Origin of the sequence: Paenibacillus sinopodophylli (assembly GCF_005930355.1) — a bacterium.
GTDB lineage: Bacteria > Bacillota > Bacilli > Paenibacillales > Paenibacillaceae > Pristimantibacillus > Pristimantibacillus sinopodophylli.
Genome location: NZ_VDBO01000043.1, coordinates 1 through 1,481, shown reverse-complemented (window position 1 = coordinate 1,481; position 1,481 = coordinate 1). Strand labels below are relative to the sequence as shown.

Here is a 1,481-nt window from a genome sequence, read left to right as displayed (position 1 = left end):
CGCGTTGCATCATCGGTTCCCGTGGCTTTGGCCGCGCTGGCTCCTGTTGATGTAACCCGGTTCTGCAAAGCCTGCATGCGTTTTTGGTGTTGCTGCTCCTGTTGCTCAATCGCATCATTGCGCCTTTTCACAATAGCCTGCTGTGCCTTTAGTTTCTCTTCAACCACTTGGTTCGTTTTATTGAGAGCTGTCGTCTTGGCTTGCAGCAATTCGGTTTGTGCCTTTCGCTGCGCAACGAGTGCGTTCGATTCCGCCAATATCTTCTTACGGCGCTCATCCGCGCTCATCGCTACCTTATCAGCAGCCTTTGCTAGTGACACGTAACTCTTTTCTGTTTGCGACAGCTCGGTATTCAATACTTTGAAAGACTCCGCGTTCTTCCGCGCTCCGCCGTCAATCACTTTAAAAGCAGGTGTCATTCTGGTTATGTCCAAATTCAGCCTAGCGCCTACAACGTCCTTGCTCAACGCTTCCATTCCCTCACCATCCTTTCTTATTCCGTTTAGCTCGAATGAGCACACTAAGCAATAGCGTGCTCATTCGAGCTAAGGAACTCAGCCCTTAGCTTATTTATTAAAGATCCCTAAATCCGAGAGGTACTTCGCTTTCTTCGGCTTCCCTTCAATTTTGCCGCCATGCAAAATAACCTCGAACTCCTGCTTCCGATCCTTTTCTTTCATTAACGCTCGTATTTTCGGAATGGTCATATGAATCCACTCGCCGTCCGATATGCCATTGCTTATACACAATGCCCATAATCGCATCCAGTCCGTTTCATTCTGATCTGCTCCGTCCTCATCCGGATCATCGTCCGCGTCTGGATCTGGAGGGAACGATTCCTTAAAGAAATCGCTCCATGAGATTTTCAAGCTCCTTAATACCCTCATCATTGACTTGCTCATACTCTTCGTCTGATAATCCTTCAACAAGAACGAGATCAAACGTTTTTCGATAAGCAGCTTCTACACTCGGCCAATCAATTTCTGTCGTTCCTTCGCTGGACTCCCACTTCTCTCGGCCGATGGATTGCGAGAATCGATAGCTAATACCTTTCATGTTCTGCCTGACTTGCCGAATGAGACCGATTGTGCCGATTTTGATGTGTTTGACTATTCCCTCGGCTAGTGTAATTTCAGACCCCACATTCAAGGTTTGATCCATTGTTACTTCATTCATGATTACGCCTCCTGAAACAAGATATCCCCCGCCGTAAAAGCAGGGGACTCATTTGATTATTCCGAGAAAATGATTTCAGCCGCGATACCTTCTGGATTATCTGGAGTGATATCCGCTTCTAGCACCTCAAGTGCAATCGTGCTTGTTGTAGGTGTTTTGCGAGTAGCACCCACATTGAGCGTACCGCCGCCGATGCACTTGTACACGGTGAGCTGTACTTGTACAGGCAGTCCGGTGCGATCGTTGATAAGTTCAAAACGGTGAATGAACTTAAATGGCTTCGGCTTACGCGTGCCTGTGAAGTT

Annotated in this window: 3 protein-coding genes and 1 pseudogene; all 4 read right to left on the bottom strand. The window is 47.6% G+C overall.

Annotated features, from left to right (window positions below; genetic code table 11):
• Window positions 1-476 (bottom strand): hypothetical protein (locus FGT79_RS30555; RefSeq protein WP_138756585.1); only part of this gene is annotated, 476 nt, incomplete at its 3' end.
• A gap of 90 nt (window positions 477-566) precedes the next feature.
• Complete coding sequence (locus FGT79_RS30550) at window positions 567-869, bottom strand: hypothetical protein (RefSeq protein ID WP_138756584.1); 303 nt, start codon at window positions 867-869, stop codon at window positions 567-569.
• Window positions 841-1,176: a hypothetical protein gene (locus FGT79_RS30545; protein WP_138756583.1), complete on the bottom strand. Its 336-nt coding sequence runs from the start codon at window positions 1,174-1,176 to the stop codon at window positions 841-843. The genes FGT79_RS30550 and FGT79_RS30545 overlap by 29 nt, the downstream gene beginning before the upstream one ends.
• 56 nt (window positions 1,177-1,232) lie before the next feature.
• Window positions 1,233-1,481, bottom strand: a pseudogene (locus tag FGT79_RS31480) (hypothetical protein); the annotation flags it as partial.